Source organism: Bacteroidota bacterium, assembly GCA_016718825.1.
Lineage (GTDB): Bacteria > Bacteroidota > Bacteroidia > J057 > JADKCL01 > JADKCL01.
Genome location: JADKCL010000020.1, coordinates 1 through 19,090 on the forward strand (window position 1 = coordinate 1; position 19,090 = coordinate 19,090).

At 48.7% G+C, this 19,090-nt stretch carries 15 protein-coding genes and 1 pseudogene; 10 read left to right on the plus strand and 6 right to left on the minus strand.

Annotation, left to right across the window (positions count from 1 at the left end; all coding sequences use genetic code 11):
• Positions 1-13 precede the first annotated feature (13 nt).
• Positions 14-220 (plus strand): hypothetical protein, encoded by a 207-nt coding sequence (locus tag IPN95_19595; protein ID MBK9451571.1) that lies wholly within the window; start codon positions 14-16, stop codon positions 218-220.
• A gap of 1,452 nt (positions 221-1,672) precedes the next feature.
• Here the strand turns inward: IPN95_19595 and IPN95_19600 are convergent.
• The 3 genes from IPN95_19600 to IPN95_19610 all read right to left on the minus strand — a co-directional run bounded on the left by IPN95_19600 (position 1,673) and on the right by IPN95_19610 (position 4,421).
• Positions 1,673-1,822 (minus strand): hypothetical protein, encoded by a 150-nt coding sequence (locus IPN95_19600; GenBank protein MBK9451572.1) that lies wholly within the window; start codon positions 1,820-1,822, stop codon positions 1,673-1,675.
• Between the two features lie 2,153 nt (positions 1,823-3,975).
• On the minus strand, positions 3,976-4,200 hold the full coding sequence (locus IPN95_19605) for a hypothetical protein (GenBank protein MBK9451573.1): 225 nt from the start codon (positions 4,198-4,200) through the stop codon (positions 3,976-3,978).
• Positions 4,188-4,421 carry a hypothetical protein gene (locus IPN95_19610; GenBank protein ID MBK9451574.1) on the minus strand — a complete coding sequence of 78 codons (234 nt, stop codon included), beginning with the start codon at positions 4,419-4,421 and terminating at the stop codon, positions 4,188-4,190. Before IPN95_19610 ends, IPN95_19605 begins: the two co-directional genes overlap by 13 nt.
• Positions 4,422-6,618: 2,197 nt before the next feature.
• On the opposite strand from IPN95_19610, the gene IPN95_19615 reads away from it, so the two are divergent.
• The 4 genes from IPN95_19615 (at position 6,619) to IPN95_19630 (ending at position 9,398) form a co-directional block, all read left to right on the plus strand.
• Positions 6,619-6,933, plus strand: a complete 315-nt coding sequence (locus IPN95_19615; protein ID MBK9451575.1) for a BolA/IbaG family iron-sulfur metabolism protein — start codon at positions 6,619-6,621, stop codon at positions 6,931-6,933.
• 293 nt (positions 6,934-7,226) lie between these two features.
• Positions 7,227-7,697, plus strand: coding sequence for a bacterioferritin (locus IPN95_19620; protein ID MBK9451576.1), 471 nt, complete (start codon positions 7,227-7,229; stop codon positions 7,695-7,697).
• Between the two features lie 108 nt (positions 7,698-7,805).
• On the plus strand, positions 7,806-8,171 hold the full coding sequence (locus tag IPN95_19625; GenBank protein ID MBK9451577.1) for a hypothetical protein: 366 nt from the start codon (positions 7,806-7,808) through the stop codon (positions 8,169-8,171).
• Positions 8,172-8,333: 162 nt separating this feature from the next.
• Entirely contained in the window at positions 8,334-9,398 is a 1,065-nt protein-coding gene (locus IPN95_19630; protein MBK9451578.1) for a glycerophosphodiester phosphodiesterase, read from the plus strand.
• 441 nt (positions 9,399-9,839) lie between these two features.
• Here IPN95_19630 and IPN95_19635 read toward each other — a convergent pair whose 3' ends face one another.
• Positions 9,840-10,370 (minus strand): hypothetical protein, encoded by a 531-nt coding sequence (locus tag IPN95_19635; GenBank protein ID MBK9451579.1) that lies wholly within the window; start codon positions 10,368-10,370, stop codon positions 9,840-9,842.
• A gap of 726 nt (positions 10,371-11,096) precedes the next feature.
• On the opposite strand from IPN95_19635, the gene IPN95_19640 reads away from it, so the two are divergent.
• Both IPN95_19640 and IPN95_19645 read left to right on the plus strand, forming a co-directional pair.
• Positions 11,097-12,053: a hypothetical protein gene (locus IPN95_19640; protein ID MBK9451580.1), complete on the plus strand. Its 957-nt coding sequence runs from the start codon at positions 11,097-11,099 to the stop codon at positions 12,051-12,053.
• Between the two features lie 116 nt (positions 12,054-12,169).
• On the plus strand, positions 12,170-12,460 hold the full coding sequence (locus tag IPN95_19645; protein MBK9451581.1) for a hypothetical protein: 291 nt from the start codon (positions 12,170-12,172) through the stop codon (positions 12,458-12,460).
• A 19-nt stretch (positions 12,461-12,479) separates the two neighbouring features.
• Here the strand turns inward: IPN95_19645 and IPN95_19650 are convergent.
• Together IPN95_19650 and IPN95_19655 are read right to left on the minus strand one after the other, a co-directional pair.
• A pseudogene (locus tag IPN95_19650) lies at positions 12,480-12,623 on the minus strand (IS1595 family transposase).
• Positions 12,624-12,709: 86 nt separating this feature from the next.
• Positions 12,710-12,976 (minus strand): hypothetical protein, encoded by a 267-nt coding sequence (locus tag IPN95_19655; protein ID MBK9451582.1) that lies wholly within the window; start codon positions 12,974-12,976, stop codon positions 12,710-12,712.
• Positions 12,977-13,118: 142 nt separating this feature from the next.
• On the opposite strand from IPN95_19655, the gene IPN95_19660 reads away from it, so the two are divergent.
• The 3 genes from IPN95_19660 (at position 13,119) to IPN95_19670 (ending at position 19,063) form a co-directional block, all read left to right on the plus strand.
• A complete protein-coding gene (locus IPN95_19660; GenBank protein ID MBK9451583.1) occupies positions 13,119-15,521 on the plus strand; it encodes a phosphoketolase family protein in 2,403 nt (800 codons plus the stop codon).
• Between the two features lie 11 nt (positions 15,522-15,532).
• Entirely contained in the window at positions 15,533-16,288 is a 756-nt protein-coding gene (locus IPN95_19665; GenBank protein MBK9451584.1) for an LOG family protein, read from the plus strand.
• 258 nt (positions 16,289-16,546) lie between these two features.
• Complete coding sequence (locus IPN95_19670; protein MBK9451585.1) at positions 16,547-19,063, plus strand: glycogen/starch/alpha-glucan phosphorylase; 2,517 nt, start codon at positions 16,547-16,549, stop codon at positions 19,061-19,063.
• Positions 19,064-19,090 lie beyond the last annotated feature (27 nt).

Below are 19,090 nucleotides of genomic sequence, written 5' to 3' on the forward strand. Positions count from 1 at the left end.
GGCATTGGCACTGATGCCGGACCAGACCGTGCGCGACTATGCGGTATCTGGTGCGGAGGTGGTGAAGCCGGATGCACTTCAGGCGCTGGTGGAAGAAGAATTTTTGAGAGTACAATCAGAGGCTCCGGATCTGATCTTTTGTACCGCTACCCACGAAGTTCCCACGCCTCCTGAAACTCCAAGAACATATAGCGATTTCCGCAGTGATATTCAGGCATAGGCGCCGGCCGGAAGATCCTACCATAAATTCCGATCCCGGGGAGTATAAATACCCCCATTTCCCTAACATTTCGTCCGAAGAGTTCAAATTGGAGGGTCATGCTGCTTCTAATACTCCGTTCCCAATCGATCCTCAATCGGCATCCCGACGCTCAACGCCGCTCCCAAGAACGTATTGATCTGTATCTGGGCTTTCGGCCAACATTAACGGAGTTTCGGGCGGAGTCCGCCGCCACGGAGATTGTTGTGTATTAACGCGCTCGGGTGAGTCCATCAGGGGAAACCGTCCTGTGAGATAATTGGGCCGGTCGTATACTTACCGAACAACCCAGTCTCTCGTAGCGGTGGGCAGATCGGGGTACTCCAACGAGGAAGCATATTCAGCGTAACATAAGGTGTACGCCACCCAGCCGTGACGGCAAGATCACTGATGCCTTGCACGCTGGTAGTGCCGGGTCGTGCGAATCGCTCCAGTTATAGAACGGTGCATCGACGCGCGGAACAGATAGTTTCCCCGGAACGGCAGATCGACACGGGCCACGTTATCGTTACCTTGTCGCTCTCCTGAGGAGGTCGCGGTATGTGGAAGACTGGCTGCATTCCCCACAATGGCGGTAGGATCGGATCCACCGCGGCTCCCAATTCAGAGACGTTCTGCCTCTTCCTGTTATCCCAGTGTCACTGGTTTGGGGCCTAGCCTGCTGAGGGGGCCGGTGTTTCTTGGAGGCGCGACATCAGGTTTCTCCTATGACGCCAGCCGTCTCCTTTGGCGTGCCTGATGCTGGGCCACTCCCCGCTCGGTGTGCGGGGAAGCTGAATCTTCCCCTCGTACTTCGAATTAGGAGCACAGTGTCCCGAGCAGTGATAGGGCCCCTATAAACCGGGTATTCTTTTTATGGAGACGCCTGATTAGCCAAAATGTTTGTGAATGGATTCTTGTAATCTTCGGATCCCGGTCTATTTCAATGGCGGCTGACGATCTGAAAGAGTGCAAGATCTTGATTGATATGCTGCGCGGGTAACAAGGTGGCAAGTATAGTGCGAGCCATTTTGAAATATTTGTTTAATATTCCTCTTTAGCAAATATTTTGCATTAACTATTTTTATATCAGCATAATCGTTTATTATATAATTTATTAACCGCCCACTCAACACGCCCAATGTGATGTTACCAACAAACGAATGCTTAACAGCTATAAGTTTACTTTAAAATCAAATAAATTTATTGAATAATCTCTTGTCAAAATAATCTAATCAATTCAATTTTTATAAAATTTATTATGCGCGCGCCAATTTTACGAAGTTTTCTTTTCTGTTGTTTTTCGTTATGGTCTGCTGGAGTACTAGCGACTCCCAGCGCCGAAGATATTATTACTTCGCTGGCCTAAAACCGAGATCAATTAGCCAATCTCGACAAGGGTAAAATCGTAGCTGTTGAAATTAATGAAGCGACTCAGAAAGAATGGGCAATGGGACTGGTCATGTATCCTGCCACTCCACCGGCAAAATTATCGCTTACTTCAAGCGGCGACTTGCTTCGATCGACTCCGGTATCACGGAACATGGCAGCGCCACAACCAAATTCGACATAGACCGCTTTCAAGGGATTTTCTTTACGCTTAAACAAGGTGACGAGGCCGGATTTGATAGCTGCGGCGGCGGGCGACCAGTTTTAATTTGTCCGCAAGGGAAATAAAAGGCTTCGCGGCGCTAAAGGAGCTTAGCCGGTGCTGATAAAGCTACGATAGCTGCAGACGTGTCACTGCGACTGCACCGGCAAAATTCTGTTGCCACGCTGGCAACGAAACTTATCTAAGGGTGGCTTGGGAATTGACCCTACGCACGCGATGGAACAGACGCAAAGCCTGCGGAATTACGTACCGCAACCGCCAGCAGCAAATATTTGCAAAGTTTTCCAGATCTACGCATAAGGCTTAGCCGGATTATCCAGAAAAATTGCCATCTGGTGCCGAAGAACAATTTTTTTGGCTCAACCGGACAGTGGAAAACCGGACTACGGCTGTTCTTAGCCATCGCGTTTTACAGACTTCCGATACCGCTGACCAATTATCGCAAAGCAATTCCACGATGGGCACTCCTACAGTTCCAGTCATCTGGTAGTCGGTTGCTTTCCCTGCCACGGTGGCTCCATCGTGTTTATGTCGCGACGGACTCCGCTGAATCAGATAGCTGGCTTGAGCCGGTAGTTTTGAAGCACCAGTATTAGTCGCGAGCATTTGAAAAAACAAATGATCAAGAACTTGGAACGATTGCGTTCTAAAATTTAAATCCTTCTGAAGCAGAAAAATATAAAGAGTCCGAAGATTACCCTGACGGCAATGGTTGTCCAGTGTTCTTATGGCCTGAAGTAGCGGGTTGGCCTTGAGCGGCTGCCGAGAAAGAGCATTCACCAAATCAAGTGTCAACGACACCAGACTTTATCCAGTGACGCTGAATCGAAGCAATGGCGCGATTGAAGAACGGAAATCAGCGTTTCCTGGGTGAAAAGCCGCGTCATGCGCCACGCGGAGGCTTCCCGGCGGAATCTTCTTGTCGAGGTCAAAAACCTTTCGCGACTATGCTGGGTTGCCGGTGATTCGCGCGTGCCGCCCGGACTTATCTTTGATGTAAGTTTGGCGATCTGTTCACGATTCGATTGGCCGGCAACATTATCGCGGAAGACGTGATTGGCACTTTGCAATATGCCGTGGCCATTTGCATACCCCGTTGAAGGTAGTTGTGTTGGGCCATGAAGGCTGCGAAGTACCGTTACTGCCGCAATTGAAATGACTCATAAGGAGTCAAGGGCCAGAGCACATCGAGGCGCTGATCAAATTAATTAAGCCTGGTCTAAGCAAACTTGATTTTAAGCAGGGTAAAAGGGTGCGTTGCTGAAACTTGCTGCCGTAGGGCGAACGTTCGATGGTCCATGCTCCGGCTGTCTAGTTCTCCGGGAGGAAAACAAGCACTCCGAGAAAAACGTGCGACTCTGGCGGGGGCGTTTATGGAGGTTGACAACGGGTCGCGTTCATTTCCTCGATTAGATTAGATTTTATCCTTCGATCCCTTATTCCTGCCGTTAAAGAACAAAAACTTCTCTGATTACATAGAACTTTAGCCTTCTAAGCAAAGTAAATTACACTCATAGACATTCCTCTCATTTAGTAAAATCAAGTTCCAAACTTTTGGTGTAACTAGTAATTTACCTGACAGTATAACCTCGACCTTCAAAGCGGGTTGCATAGGCGCGCTAGAAACACTGTTTACTGCTGCGCTGTAGCCTGTTGTTGTTGTGCTGCTGCCTGATCATTGCTGGCTCACTTTCCCGTTGTCTTGCGCCACCGAGCAGTGTTCCTCAATGCACCAATTGCGGCACCCTTGCCGGCATCGCCAGCAGTACTAATGCCGCTCCGCCAGCCGCCAGGCGGCACCTCTTATCCGCTCGCCACCAACGTTTATTTGCGGCGGTGCTACTACATATTGGGAAGCTGCGCCGGATCACTTAGCCCGTTTGCCCCTTAGCCCGTGCGCTACATTCCGGCCTCATCCCTTTGTTGCTGCGACGCTGACTGACCCTTTGCGGGATAAATGACCTGCTTGCTATCGCTGAGAAGAGACTGACGAAAGCTGTAAACAATACTGCTGACGTTATCGATTTAAAATCATCTTCCTTCCTTTATATATATTTAAAATCTGTTTATCTGACTAAAACCTATTTATGCTGGATATCTGTCTCATTCCACCAAAGGAATGAATTCAGCAGCTCGTAGCGTATAAGGGCTCAATTTTATTCTCAATCTGAATGTAAGCGTACCTTACCCACCTCAGGAAGGATTTTGGTGAGCCTCGGCCATAAGACTGCTTTAAATTAACCTCGGCCACCTCAATTGCAATAGCTTCATCAAGTAATTCCTTTGCCGTTTGATTTAACACCGCGCCCTTACTGTAGGCTAAAGAATAGTCATTAATTAGTTTGGCCATGCGTTCGTTGATTTGATGCAGATCCTGCTGGTAGCATCGTAGACAGGCCAGAACTCCTTCGCTTCAGCGTCAGTCAGATTCATGTTATCCGCAACTAACAATTTCTTGTCTGCAGTGATCTTCTGACGCAATATTTCCATATTGCTAGTTGCATCGTTTTCGTCAGCGAATGCGGGCAGGATAAGAGTTGCAGCTAGAATAAACAAAATAAGGCGCAACATATTCGTCAAATATTTTCTTCATCTTCAAGGACTCCATCCATTATAAATTAAGGTTAAGGTTAACAGGCTGAGCTTTGTGTGGGATGTTATTCTTGATTGATTGGAATTACAAGTAATCCGCACAAGCCACTGAGAAGATTAATGAAGAGGAGGTGGTGGCGGATTGCCGGGTGGAGGCGGTGGTGGAGTAAAATCCGCTGGTGGTGTTGAAATTCTTGGGCTAACATTGCTATTTACAGGTTGGTCTCTGCTGATATTACCTGAGACAGGTACACGATGGCCTTTTGCATACATACATTGAATGTAGCCGATGTCATAGCGCTGTTGACTTTCATAACCTGAAGATGTGCCAGTGCTTAATCCCATTAGCGCGCCACTAAAAGGCCTATACCTGAACCTATGGCAGCTCCTTCAGCACCAGCTATAGCAACGCCGGAAACAGCGCCTAACCCAGCTCAATGGCTGTACTTCCTATACCGCTAGTCCGGGATGATTGTTGCGGAGTCTGGCCGCCAATTTGTTGATAAGCATAATCTCTGCATTCATTATCATCCTGACGAAACTGGTCAAACTTTTACCAGTGCCGGGTAACGTCATAACGCTTTGGGCCCGTTGGCAGGTTTGCGCAGGCAGTTAGTAGGAAAGCAATCAGTAATGTAATCAACCTTGTTGTTATGAACATGTTTTATCTCTCTGCGTTATTGTGCAAGCGGTTGCGGAGCGACCTGTAACCAGCCGCCTGGGCAATTCTTGACGTAAGGATAGTAGCCATCCGGATTCTGGCAATAGTACCAGTAATTGGTTCTTGGCTGGACTGGTTGAACCTGTTGCTGTATATATACACAGGGGAGTTGAAGGCACTATCACAGTTCGTGGATAAGCATAATAAGGTGGAGTAATAAGGGGGTCGCCATATCCATAACCGCCAAAGCCACCGTATCCACCATATCCATAAAATCCGGGACCATAATAACCTAAACCAATATTTAGATGACTATGCCCATGACTACTATGGCTACCCTCATGACCATAACTACCTGCAGGATGCCCGCCCCCAGGATGGCTACCTCCTCCAGAATGAGCTCCTCCCACCGAATGACCGCTTCCTCCACTATGACCGTTCCGCGCTAAAACGGAATGGCTTACGATTATTGCAAGCAGGGCGAAGATCAGAAATATCAATCTAATATTTTTCATAAGAGGCCAATTGTGCATTAGTAGTGAAAGACAAAGTTGACTCTAAATACCAACTAGTTATAAAGCAGCTTTCTTGTCACAGACTGGTAATCATATCCCATCCACTAATATAAGGAGGATATTCATAAAACCATTTATTTTATTTGACAGATTGCGAACTTCATTAGTTTCAGTCTTTCAATTCGGGGATACACTTCAAAGCATGGAGTGAAATCGGATTCAACTGAACGAGGCTCGGTAAGTGCTGCGAAACTAAGTAACGAATATCAGGATCGGTAATGTTGTTAACTGATATGGGATTACGCAGGATAAGCAGTACTGGCCTCCTTGTCTGAGTAGCTAGCCCGGATATTGCATGAATTGCACGCGCCCTCACTTGTCTTGATTCCACAAGGAATTTGTCTCAGTCAGGTGTATGAATAACTACACCGTTTCTTCGAAAAATCCCTTGTGAAACCAATATCATGCGTGATCATCGTGCGAATTCATGCAATATCCGGGCTAGTAAGCGTGAAGATTTAGCCAATTGAACTGCCATAGAATAAAAGATTTCCCGAAAGGGATGGGCAAAAAGTTGGCGTGTATGTACGGGTTTGGATTGAGGGAAAATAAAACGCCCCAGATCAGAAAGATCGAGGGCGTTTTGGGAGGGAAATGTGAGCTCTTAAATCACAGATGAATATTCTCATTTTAATTGCTGCGACACAATGCGGCATAATGTCGCACGTGTTAATTCATATATGTAAAGAAGTACATAGAAAAATTCTTAGGACTCTGATTCATAAGAAATTATTAATGTCCGTAATCCTATAACTATATTTCATACCAAGGTGCGGCAATTTGCCACATTTCCTGAATAGTGTTGTCTCCATAATTGATAGCACATCTCAGATTGAGATCGCATTAAGACAGTTGAGTCGGGAGTCGGAATCGGATATGGTAGGCTTCTTCAAAAGAAGCGATGAGGCAACATGGGCGTCATTAGAGTGATCGTATTATTATGAATATGAAAAATTCAATCGAGACCAAACTCCAATCACTGCGACCACAGTTTTTGGAAGTAACCAATGAGAGCTACATGCACAATGTAGCGGAGGGGTCAGAATCCCATTTCAAGGTGACTATCGTTTGTGATGAATTTAATGGAAAAATGCTTTTAGCTCGTCATCGAATGGTCAACAACATCCTGGCGGATGAGCTTGCTCATTCTATTCATGCTCTCGTTCTACACACAATGACTATCGAAGAATGGTTTGAAAAGCACGGATCACCCAATAATTCTCCGCCATGCCTTGGCAGCTCAAAATCCAAATAATCCTGGAACAACCGCTTTCAGCTTCGACACGTTAATCAGTCTGAGTCAATTGCTCAAGTTCTTGGTGTATATTTACGGAGTATTTAAAGTAACTTTCGAGCCACCAGAACTAACCCGGATATTGTATGAATTCGCATGATGATCACGCATCATATTGGTTTCACAAGGGATTTTTCTAAGAAGCGGTGTAGTTATTCATACACCTGACTGAGACAAATCCATTGTGGAATCAAGAGACAAGTGAGGGCGTGTGCAATTCATGCAATATCCGGGCTAAGTAAAGGAGAAATCTAATGAACGAGAAATTTGACAAATCAGCTGTGCTGAACTGCCTCAGTAAGATCCTTGAACTTGAGTTGGCTGGTGTGGTGCGTTACACCCACTATGCTTTCATGATCTATGGTTACAATCGTATTCCAATTGTTTCGTGGTTGCAGGAACAGGCTGATGAATCCTTAGTTCATGCTCGAGAGGCAGGCGAAATGATCACTTACCTGGGTGAGCATCCATCCTTGGCAATTGGTCCTTTGCTGGAAACACATCAGCATGACATTGGCGACATACTGCGAGAGTCTCTGGAACATGAGCGTGCGGCGCTGGCGGTTTACAAAGAATTGTTGTCCCTTGTCGATGATAAGTTCGTGATGCTTGAAGAGTATGCGCGCCGGATGATCGCTGCAGAAGAGATGCACCAGGGTGATGTGGATAAAATGCTGCGTCGGCCGGGTGCTGTGGAAACTTTCTCAGAGACGAAAAAGGGTTAGCCGGAATACTTGATCAGAATAGCGTGAGATTTTCTGATTTTTACTTCTTCAATATTAATCAACTTTAGCATAACGAAACGTTATCTTACCTAAATGCAAGGAAGAAACATGAGAACTGTTCAGGGGATTGGTCTAGGGTTTGTTGTGATACTGTTCACCGCATGCACCTCAGTGGGAAGTTTGGGTATTGTCACAAAACCAAACGCCGATGCTGCGAACCTTCTCAAGTCAGGGAAAAATTTTCAGGAACTCGGTCCTGTCGAAGGGAACGCCTGTCGGCACTTTATTCTGGCCATCATTCCGTTTGGAGATTCTGCTTTTTCAACAGCCGTGGACAACGCACTTGCTCAAAAAGATGGCGATGCCTTGATCAATGTCACCGTATCCAGCAGCCTCTACGGATTCATTCCTATCTATAATGTTTACAGCTTCACTTGCACCAGTGTAAAAGGGATAGCCATTAAATTTCAGTAGTTCCCTGTGATCGAGATGCTCTTCGAAGAGTGTTAATCAGCGCCAAGAATTTACCACTTTCAGCATATATAACTTTCCAGTATATAAAAATTCCTTTTAAGAAACAACGTAAAATGAATTATCTCAGATTGAATTTGACGATATTTAAATAAAGTAGTGTCCATGAAAAATCTCCGATGGAAATCGCACAGTCGTGTACTATTTAATTTTCCGGTTGCCGCTGGTATTGTAGTGATTATAGGCGTGCTGATCGTCTCCGGACTCATCAACGAGTCTTCCCGCGGAAAGTCACTGGTCCAGGCGTTAGGGATTCCTCGCCTTGCCGTCATTGCCCATCGTGGCGCTTCCTATCTCGCTCCGGAAGAAACGCGGCCGGCATTTCTGATGGCCCGCGAACTCGGCGCTGACTACCTTGAGTTTGACATTCAGCGCACCAAAGACGGTGTGCTCATTGCCTTGCACGATGATGATCTCTCCCGGACTACTAACGTTGCTGAGGTCTTTCCGGGTCGTGAGAAAGACACGATCGACAACTTTACGTTCGCTGAATTGCAGCAGCTCGATGCAGGATCCTGGTTCAACCGCCAGAATCCGGACCGGGCCCGCGATTCCTTTAAGGGCCTCGGCATTCTGCGGCTCGAGGATATCATCCAAATCGTTGAGTCCGGCTCGAATCGTCCTGGGATCTATATCGAAACCAAGGCGGCGCAGCGCTTCCCGGGGATCGAGCGGCAACTCGTTGAAACCCTTGCCGCTCACGGGTGGATCAATGGTAGAAAATCCCAGGTCCCGATCCGGCTGATCTTTCAGTCATTTGAACTGGACAGTCTCGCCCGATTGAAGGAGCTGGCTCCCGATATCCCGCGACTGCTGCTTGTCGATGAAGTCATGACGAGCAGGGTTGGCTGGGAAGGTGTCTTGCAACAGGCGACAGAAGTCGGTGAAGGAATCGGGACGTGGGGATATCATTGGGCGTATGGTTCGCATTGGTCGCTCAAGGATACGCCCACCCGGCATATCATGACCTGGCCCTGGTATACGCGCGAAGCGCATCGGGCCGGATTGTTTGTGCATGCCTGGACGATCGACGATCGTTGGGAAATGTGGCTGGTGCGGGTTGGCGGTGCTGACGGTATCTTCACTAATCGAGCGGAGCTCGCTCTGGCTACTTATGGCCGGGCTAGCTCCGACGATCTCAATAGCCTCTGGAATAAGATCGGTTATTAGCCCGGATATTGCATGAATTGCACACGCCCTCACTTGTCTCTTGATTCCACAAGGGATTTGTCTCAGTCAGGTGTATGAATAACTACACCGCTTCTTCGAAAAATCCCTTGTGAAACCAATATCATGCGTGATCATCGTGCGAATTCATGCAATATCCGGGTTAGTGACCCCCCCGATTGCCTGGTCTTTTCACTACTGTCCAAGATCACGAGTATCGCCATACTGTTCTCGCAGATCCCCGGATATCTCTCGCCCCCTTGCTTGAGATATGCTGTTTTTCATGGATAAAATTTGTTTAAATATATCATCTACATATACAGCGCAGAGGATTAATCGCCAAGCAGAGTTATCTTTATGACGGTTTCTTTATTTTGCGATCCGGTAATGTTGCCGGATTTGAATTAGATTAAATCAATTGGCTTAGATTTACTTGGTGTATCTTTAAAACTTTCTTCTGTTGTCTTTAACGGAATTTGTTGAAATGCAGGAACCCTTAATTGTATGGGTTGACCAACCAGTATTTTTACTAGAATGATTAACCGAGCTATGCTCAATGTATTCAAACGCGCCAGTCAATCTATTGACCTCGGTTTTAAATACAACTGTCGATTTTTTATGACCATCTTTATGCCCAGTAATTTCTTTTTTGGAATAGCTGGAAAACAAAGAATCATTGGTGAAAGTTGAGCTTTCTACTTCTATCTCGACTGTTCCATCGGGATTTTCATTAATTTCTGGGGGAAACTGCTTATTCGTATTTCTTCTATAAAAACGATATACTTGATTTTCGGTTGAGAAACTGCAATTCTGAGTGTTGGGGCTAGCTGAGGATTTTTGTTCGCAGCTATTAGGGATACAATGCAAAATGATAAATGGACCTTCTTCGCTATTCTTGCCTTCTTTCTTTTTTTCATCAGCCAATACCGTACTGCAAAGGAGCATAACTATCAATGCCAAAAACAAATTTCTCATCAATTTTCCAATGTAGAAGGTATTTATTAAGAAACAATAACTTTTATATATTTTAATTTAGATTTCTTGATCTTAAAAGAGACAATATTGCTTTCGGTAAATTTGCCGGGAGCCGCAACAGATAAAACCAGAAATGAATTATCGAGCATGTCTGGTGTGTGAGTCAGGAATATATCGTTATTAGGGGAACCAATATAGATTAAATGGATCTACTACAATATAAATCGACTCTCCTTTTTATGTTTGATTTAACCGCATCAACCAGTGCAGATAGAAAAATTGCATAGCCGGATGGTTGAATACATTCCTTTGCCAGTGCTCATTGGGTACTGGTTTTTTTTTGCCTGTTGATTCTGTTGCGGGAAAATTTACCCGAACAGTATTTTACGCATGAATACACGCGAAGAACTTTTCTCAATTTATATAGTATCATTTCCTATCAAAGTTAAACTTTCGATTCGCCGTGCTATTGCCACGGGGTAGTTTACTAAGGAAGCTCTGAATAACCTTCATGTGTCATTCCGAACAAAGTGAGGAATCTTTGGTAATCAATACGATAGATTTCTCGCTACGCTCGAATTAACAGTTATTCAGAGCTCCCCTAAAAAACCGTGTTTATTTTTTCTTATCAACAAACCCTATCCTCATAGTAGGTAGCGTATGTTACGTTTTCTGAGTTCACTTTTTACAACAACGGCGGAGCGGGCAAAAGGCTTGGATGAAACCTTGATCGAGGCAGCCATCGAGCGCGTAGTGGATGGCACGGATCGGCGTATCCGTGCCATCGGGCAGTATCGAAAACGCCTTCGTCAGCCCGTTGAACTGGCCGTTACTCATGTGATTGCTCTCGTCGATACCTTGCCGCCGCCGATAGAAATTAGCCCGCGGGCATTTAGCGAGGATGCACGATTACGCGCGTTCTTCGTTTCGACCAGCCATCTGCGCGAAGTTCTCGGAAGCTTCAAGACTGTGCGCAACTACCTGATGGACCTGACACCTACTCCTGAGAAGATTTTCGGTCTTCTGAATATGGCTATGGAGGAGCGCAAAGTGTTCGGGGTAGAGCTCGTTGGAGACACCCTGCGCCGGGATGTTATGCAAGTTACGGTGAGTTTTTCCAATCACCGCTACGTTGGACCCACCAGCAATGAGCTGGATACCCGTCGTGAACTAAAGAAACGTGCCTTTGATTTCTTGATAGAAAAGGCTCTGGAAAGCATTGCGGGTGAGCGGAGCAAACAAATGGAGCTGGAGCGCCAGCGGCATCTCCTGAAACGAAAGCTTGATACCATGAAAGCTGGGAATTGGGGACTTAATGCGATGCTGGCCGATCTCGAACAGCAGTGTCCTGATCTTGCAGCTCTCGAAACGGAGATCGAAGCAATCAATGTGGAACTGGGACAATTCCATACTGATAATATCAGTCTTGAAGCGAGTCTTGCGTGTGTTGCTGATACCTTGAGCCATCCTGCAGACTGGCTTGCATCTCGTGAGATTAGTCTGCGCCTTGATTCCATGGGAATCAAGATTCAAGATTCATCAGCGGCAGCATCAAGGGAGATTGTGTTGACCGAGATTTTTTCCGGAGCGGAGATACGAAGGATTATACTTTTGGGGTATATTGCACCACCAGATATACCGGAGCCATCGGATCTCTGGCGAGAGGCACAGCGTTACCTGTAAGTGCGATGCGTGTCATTTGCGGTACCGGCCGGGGCAAAGATTTGCATGACGTGATCCCTACGATTGTTTCGTGAGGGCCGTCAGAATGTTTTTTTATTTATTATTGGGAGGAAAATATGACCGAGAATTTAAACGACCTTGGGGTTGCGATGGCGCTTCTGGAGAGACTCACGTCGCAGACGCTGCCAAGAGCCCTTGAAATCAAGAAAAGAGTTGACCGCGGCGAGCTATTGTCTGAGAGGGATATTGATTTTCTCCATACACTGTCCGAGCGAGCCAAAGAGGTGAAGCCCCACGTAAATCGACTTCCGGAATACCAAGGGGTGTATGCACAGGCGGTACATCTCTATAAGGAGATTACTGAACAGGCGCTTCTTAACGAGAAAGGATCAGTACCGCCCGAGTAGATTCAATGACAATATGCCTTCATACCATTTTCGGTTTAACCTGAGTCTGGGTCAGACAGGCATTAAGAAGTCTGGATGGTAGTTCAGCTTCCCATGCTCACCGGTTAAAACGGTAGCAAAATTCGTTAAGATACTCTTGTCAGTATTTTGACGATACGCCGTGAATTCGCAGCTTCGCCCGAGGTGTAGTTGGCGTCCATTCCATTACTTAGTACGGTTTTACTCGATCCGATCAGGTATTTTCCACTGCTAATACTTGGTGTCTCGTGCTTTCCCGCGGGCATCTTGTTTGCTGCCTCGCTTGTCTTGCCGGCATTCCGCCCGTGACTTTTCATCTCCCGCACGGCATTCATCTTTGGCCCCTCTTGCCTCCTGACGGGCATCCTGCTTTATTTCTCGCGCTTCGCGCCGTTGCTCGCCCTGTTCGGTTGCGTAGCTCGTCAACGGTGCTATCAACACTGCAGTTGCTATGGCCATGCCTGATACGACAACTTGAAAACTAGTTTTACGATTCATGTCCTTGCTCCTTAATAGTAAAAGTACTACTCATTTTAACCATAAGATTGAATTATTGAAATAAGGATTATGCTTATATCGTAAATCAGCGTGACTTGATAATATATATATGTCCCGTTACATGATAGAAGGAGTTTTAAAAATGGCCGACACCGAACAAAAAACTGTACCTGCCAGCAATCCGCTGAGTGCCGAAGAGTTGCGCGCGATGGACGCTTGGTGGCACGCCTGCAATTACCTCTCGGTGGGCATGATCTACCTGCGTGACAATCCGCTGCTCAAGGAGCCGCTCAAGATCGAGCATGTCAAGCATCGGCTCCTTGGACATTGGGGAGCGAGTCCGGCGCTATCATTTAGCTGGGCACACCTCAACCGCCTGATCAAACGCGATAATCTGGATGTGATCTTCATGGCTGGCCCTGGACACGGTGCGCCGGGCGTCCTCGGGCCTACGTATCTGGAAGGCACCTATTCCGAGGTCTATCCCGATAAGAGTGAAGACGCGGAGGGGATGCGCAAATTCTTCAAGCAATTTTCCTTTCCTGGTCAAATCGGATCACATGTCACACCGGAAACACCCGGGTCCATTCATGAGGGCGGCGAGCTGGGCTACAGTCTGTCGCATGCCTACGGCGCCTGTCTGGATAATCCCGAGCTGATCGTTGCCTGCGTGGTGGGTGATGGCGAAGCCGAGACCGGGCCACTTGCCACCGCCTGGCATTCAAATAAGTTCATCAATCCGATTCGCGACGGTGCAGTGTTGCCGATTCTGAATCTCAACGGTTATAAGATCGCCAATCCGACCATTCTTGCGCGCATCAGTCATGAGGAACTGGAAGCTTTGTTTGTCGGCTACGGCTACACACCGTATTTCGTCGAAGGTTCGGACCCCGCCGAGATGCATCAGCAGATGGCGGCCACGCTCGATGCAGCTGTCGCCGAGATTCGCGCTATTCAGGAACAGGCCCGCAGCAGCGGCGAGGCCGAACGTCCCCGCTGGCCGATGATCGTGCTGCGTTCGCCCAAGGGTTGGACCGGTCCGAAGGAGATAAATGGCCACAAGGCAGAGGGTTCATGGCGCTCCCATCAGGTACCCTTTTCAGACGTCCGGACAAATCCCGCGCACCTCAAGCTATTGGAAGACTGGATGAAGAGCTACAAGCCCGAGGAATTGTTCGACGCGAACGGCCGCTTCATCCCGGAGTTACGTGCGCTCGCCCCCCAAGGGCAACGACGCATGAGCGCCAACCTGCACACCAATGGTGGCCTGCTGCGCAAAGAGCTCAAATTGCCGGACTTCCGTAACTATGCGGTGGCGGTAAAAGAAACCGAGAGAGGCAAGGTGTTGTGCGAGAATACGAAGCCGCTGGGTGAGTTCCTGCGCGACGTGATGCGCAACAACATGACCAATTTCCGTGTTTTTGGGCCCGATGAAACGGCCTCCAATCGCCTGCAGTCGATCTACGAGGTGAGCAAGAAGGTTTGGATGGCGGATCTGTTGCCCGAGGACGCTGATGGCGGTGAATTATCCCGCGATGGACGGGTGATGGAAATGCTCTCTGAACACACCTTGATCGGCTGGCTGGAAGGCTATCTTCTCACTGGCCGGCACGGTTTTTTCCATACCTACGAAGCCTTTGCCCATGTGGTTGATTCCATGTTCAATCAGCATGCCAAGTGGCTGGATATTTCCAAGAATCATGTGCCATGGCGTGCTCCGGTGGCGTCGCAGAATATTCTGCTGTCCTCCACGGTTTGGCGTCAGGATCACAACGGTTTTTCGCACCAGGATCCCGGCTTCATCGATCTGGTTACCAACAAAAGCCCGAGTGTCACCCGTATTTATCTGCCGCCTGACGCCAATACCCTGCTGGTGGTGGCAGATCAGTGCCTGCGCTCGACCGACTGCATCAATGTCATTGTCGCCGACAAACAGAAGCATCTGCAGTTCTCCACCATCGATGAGGCGATCGTGCATTGTGCCAAGGGTATCGGTATCTGGTGTCGCGCCAGTAATGATGAAGGCGTGGAACCGGACGTGGTGATGGCATCCTGCGGCGATGTGGCAACCCAGGAGGCGCTTGCGGCGACCGCTTTGTTGCGCGATCATTTGCCTGATCTGAAGGTGCGCTTTATCAACGTGGTGGATCTCTACAAAATGCAACCCGTAGCGGAACACCCGCACGGCTCTACCGACCGTGAGTTTGACAGTTTGTTTACCACCAACAAACCGGTGATTTTTAATTTCCACGGTTATCCCTGGCTGATTCACAAGCTCGCCTATCGCTTTAAGAACCACGAAAACCTTCACGTGCGTGGTTACAAAGAGCGCGGCAACATCAACACGCCGCTTGAGCTTGCGATCTTGAATCAGACTGATCGTTTCACTTTAGTTATTGATGTCATTGACCGCGTACCCGGCCTTGCAGGCAGAGCTGCGCATCTGAAGGAACAGATGAAGAACGAGATTATTCAGAATCTTGCCTATGCGCATGAGCATGGCACCGATCGCGATGAATTTACTAATTGGGTGTGGCCGTATTGAGCTAAAGTACTATGAGCAAGCAACCATCATCACGCACTCCGGGTCAGGCAACTGTGAGTCTGGCTGACGAGGAAGCGGTCAAGCGTATTCTCATGGAGACATTGTTCGGCCTATGGACGGCGGCGAACAATCTTACTCGCCTGCGCCCGTCTAAGCGCGAGCGCTATCGTGTCACGATTTTCGGCTCGGCACGCACCCAACCAGGGCACTGGGTGTATCAGGAGGTTAAGCGTATGGCTGAGGCGCTGGCGTCCATGGGTTGCGACATCGTGACGGGTGGAGGGCCGGGTTTGATGCAGGCCGCCAACGAAGGGGCAGAGGCTGCCAAGGCACCGGAACGGGTGCAGAATATCGGCATTCGCGTTGAGTTGCCTTTCGAGCAAAAGGTCAATCCGTTTGTCGAAGAGGCTTTCGAACATCAGACATTCTTTACCCGTTTGCATCACTTCGTGTTGTTGTCCGACGCTTTTATTGTAGTGCCGGGTGGTATCGGCACGGTGCTTGAGTCCACCATGATCTGGCAGCTGCTGCAGGTGCGCCAACTGCATGACACACCGCTCGTTTTCACTGGTCCGATGTGGAGGGGGCTTGTCGATTGGGCGAGTCAGATGATGTTGCGTCCGGGATTCGAATTGGCCAACGCCGAAGACATGAAGATTCCGTGTTGCGTGGATACGGCTGATGAGGCGATTGCTATCGTTCGAGAACACCATGCGCGCTGGTTAGCCGAGAATGCTGAGAGTAAAACTACTGAAATCAAATCTTGATGTCACCGAGTGGACCGCGTGTTAACTGGCACTGCGAGCTAAGAGTGGCAGAAACTAGGAGACTGTCCGAGAATAGCGATCGTAGCGAGGGGAAGTTCTTTTGAGACAGATTTTTCGATTATTTGAGGCGAATAGTTGTTCTATTTAACGAAAATAATCGGAAAATCTGACCAAAAAAGCTTTTCCGCAGTAGATTGCTCTATTCTCGGACAGTCTCCTAGGCAGAGCGCAGAACTAATTCGAAAGGAATCATGAATCATGAATAGCAAAGCACCATCAAAACGAGTAAAAGCCGCCGCGTCAATTACCAAAAATCATACAGACTTGAATGTCCGCACCGGCATGCAGGCTGCCGCACTCAAACAGGCAGTGACGGATCATCTGCGTTATTCCGTTGGACGCCTGGAGGCGGCGGCGACTTCGCATGACTATTACCGTGCATTGGCGCTGGCGGTACGTGATCGTATGCAGCAGCGCTGGATGAACACCCACCAGAACTATTTCGACCTGAACTGCAAGATCGCCTGCTATCTCTCGGCGGAATTTCTCATGGGACCTCACCTGGGTAATAATCTGGTGAATCTTGATATCGAACAAGAGGCCCGCACAGCGTTAGCTGAGCTTGGCCAAGACCTCGATTTCATCATGGCCTGCGAGGAAGAACCGGGACTTGGCAATGGCGGCTTGGGAAGACTAGCCGCCTGTTATCTCGATTCGCTGGCGACGCTGCAGCGCCCTGCCATCGGCTATGGCATCCGCTATGAGTTCGGCATTTTTGATCAGGAGATCCATGACGGCTGGCAGACGGAGAAAACGGACAAGTGGCTGCGCTACGGCAATCCCTGGGAGATAGAGAAACCCGAAGTGGCTTACTATGTCAACTGGGAGGGGCATACCGAATTTTACCGGGATGAAACGGGCAACGATCGCGTACGCTGGGTGCCGCACCGGGTGGTGAAGGGCACTGCCTACGACACGCCCATTCAGGGTTATGGCGTCAACACCTGTAATACCTTGCGGCTGTGGAGTGCCGAAGCAGTTGAGTCTTTCGATTTCCAGGCTTTTAATACGGGTGATTATTACCAGGCCGTAGAGGAAAAAATGATTTCCGAAACGGTGACCAAGGTACTTTATCCTAATGATGAGCTAGCGATCGGCAAGCGGTTGCGTCTGGCGCAGCAATATTTTTTCGTTTCCTGTTCGCTGCAAAACATGCTGCATATCCTCGATTTCGCCGGCGAGCCGGTGGAGCGGTTTGCCGACCGCTTTGCCGTACAGTTGAACGATACCCACCCATCTATTGGTGTGGCGGAGCTGATGCGCCTTCTTGTGGACGAGCGGCAACTGGATTGGGATACGGCCTGGGCTATCACCGTGCAGACTTTCGGTTACACTAATCACACGTTGCTGCCAGAGGCCTTGGAAACATGGGCTTTGTCGATGTTCCAGGCATTGCTGCCGCGGCATCTGGAGATCATCTGCGAAATCAACCGCCGTTTCCTTGCTGAGGTGCGCGTCAGATTCCCAGGCGACGAGGCGCGGGTAACGCGCATGTCGCTGATCGGTGAGGAAGGCGAAAAATGCGTGCGCATGGCACATCTTGCCACGGTCGGCAGTCATGCCGTCAACGGTGTTGCCGCTTTGCACTCCGATTTGCTCAAAGCCAGTGTACTGAAAGATTTTTATGAGTTGTGGCCTGAGCGTTTCAGTAACAAAACCAATGGTGTCACGCCGCGCCGCTTTCTGGCGCTTGCCAATCCGGGATTACGCAGCCTGCTCAATAGTACGCTCGGTGAGGAATGGCTGGCGGATCTGGGACAGTTGCGCCAACTCGAAGCTAAAGCCGGTAATGCAACATTCCGGCGCAAGTGGCGAGCGGTCAAAGAGGTCAATAAGAAGCGCCTGGCCGACTACGTCCGTGCGCGCACTGGTATCGAGCTTGACCCTGGCTGGCTGTTTGATATTCAGGTCAAGCGTATTCACGAATATAAGCGCCAGCATTTGAACGTGTTGCACATCGTCACACTTTACCGCCGCCTCAAGGAGAATCCGCAATTGGTGGTGCCGCCGCGTGCCTTCATCTTTGGTGGTAAGGCTGCGCCCGGTTATTTCATGGCTAAGCGTATCATTAAACTCATCAGTGCGGTCGCCGAGACGGTTAACGCTGATCCGGATGTGAATACGCGTATGAAGGTAGCCTTTGTTCCCAACTTTAATGTTCAGAGTGCCCATCTTATCTATCCGGCCGCCGATCTGTCGGAACAGATTTCCACTGCTGGCAAAGAGGCTTCAGGGACCGGTAACATGAAGTTCATGCTCAATGGCGCGCTTACCATTGGCACGCTCGATGGCGCCAACGTGGAGATGCGCGAGGAGGTGGGGGCGGAGAACTTTTTTCTGTTTGGCCTTACCGCCGAAGAGGTAGAAGGCATCAAGCGTAAAGGATATTTCCCGGGTGATTATGTTGCCGGAAACGGCGAGTTGCGTGCAGTGTTGGAGCTTATCAGTAGCGGACATTTTTCCAACGGTGATGCCGAAGTGTTTCGTTCCGTTGTCGATAATCTGACCCAGTCGGATCCGTTTCTGGTACTGGCCGATTACGCTGCCTATATCGCTTGCCAAGAGGAAGTGAGTGCTGCATGGCAGGATAAGGAAAATTGGACGCGAATGTCGATTCTGAACACTGCGCGTAGTGGCAAGTTTTCCTCCGATCGCGCTATTGGCGAGTATTGCGACGAGATCTGGAATGTACAACCAGTGCCGGTAAAGTTATAGAATGAATTGCCATGTCGTCACAAGATA